Source organism: Micromonospora sp. NPDC047465 (genome assembly GCF_040643125.1).
Classification (GTDB): domain Bacteria; phylum Actinomycetota; class Actinomycetes; order Mycobacteriales; family Micromonosporaceae; genus Micromonospora.
Map to the genome: position 1 here is coordinate 1 of NZ_JBEYTP010000130.1, position 1,183 is coordinate 1,183.

The window sequence follows — 1,183 nt, forward strand, 5'->3', positions numbered from 1 at the left end:
TCGGCAGATCCGGATGCCGGAGCGGTTCGCTCCGATCGCCGCTCACCACAGCCACCGGGCAGCCGGCGCATCGAAAAGGGATAGGACAAGCGACAAGGGCCACCCATCGTCAGCGTACGGCCTCATGCACTCGTAGCACTTGTCGTCGTGGTTCGGCCGCCAGTGGCTGGTGCCCACCAACCCTTTGACCGCTACTGCCCGAAGGTATAGCGCAGGTCCGCGTTGATCAGTTCGTTGAGCCGCTTGCGCAGATGTCCCAGCAGTGACGGGTCGGGTAAGGGTTCGGCGACCAGCAGCGTCCAGCGCAGCTGCGTGCCTTCGCTGCCGTCGGACTCCAGGTCGAAACGCACTTGGGCATCCGGCCGCTTCGGCCACAGGGTTGACCAGACGACCAGGTGTGGGTGCTCGGCGCGCAGGACCTGCGGCGATTGTTCGTCGTCCAGCAGCTGCAGCCAGGGCCGCGCCGGGTCGCGGTCGGGCTCCGTGAGTGCCTCGAAGACGATGGCCGGTGGGGGCGGTTAGGCGCGCGTCCGGCTGCCGGCTTCGAGCATGCCTCAGAATAAAGCCCGCCGGCTTGATCCAGCCCGTCGCCGTGCCGCCGTCGGCCAGACCGGGTACTGGCCGGTCCGCCCGATCGAGCGCAAGAGCTGGCATTCTCGGTGTCCATGGGGACGGTCGTTCGCCGCAATGCCGACGATGCCTTGACACCGCAGCAGGAGTCGGAGCTTGTGTGGGCGATGCTGGCTCGTCAGGTGGGGATCGATCCGGACCGGGTGGGGCCGGTTCTGCATCTCGCTGCAGTCGGTGTGGTCAACAACGCGTGGCGAAGCAGCCCGGCGGAGGACTGGCACACCGGGGACGGGCCGCTCAGCGACGGCGACATGCTCCGCATCAATTCGCACACATGTTGGCGGGTACGGCAGATCATCCGGCGTTGGCACCGTGAGGTGGCCTGGCGGCAGATGCCGACGCTGGGCAGCTTGACGACGTCAGCGTGGACGATTGGGACTGGCTGGCCGTACGGATCTGGCGCTGGCTGGTCAACCCGCAGCGCCTGCTCCCGGGTGGCTCGCGGCTCGTCGAGATCGCCGGCGATGACCTCGCGGACTTCAGCGACCACGTCGCCGGCGTGTTGGGCGGGTGGGCAGCCGCAGCCGAGGAACGGGGTGGCCGACACGCCGCC

At 68.3% G+C, this 1,183-nt stretch carries 2 protein-coding genes; one reads left to right on the top strand and one right to left on the bottom strand.

From position 1 onward, the window contains the following. Window positions 1-191: 191 nt before the first annotated feature. Window positions 192-350 (bottom strand): hypothetical protein, encoded by a 159-nt coding sequence (locus tag ABZ793_RS34690; RefSeq protein ID WP_357465231.1) that lies wholly within the window; start codon window positions 348-350, stop codon window positions 192-194. A 644-nt stretch (window positions 351-994) separates the two neighbouring features. Between ABZ793_RS34690 and ABZ793_RS34695 the strand changes: the two genes are divergently transcribed. Beyond that, window positions 995-1,183 (top strand): hypothetical protein (locus tag ABZ793_RS34695; protein ID WP_357465233.1); only part of this gene is annotated, 189 nt, incomplete at its 3' end.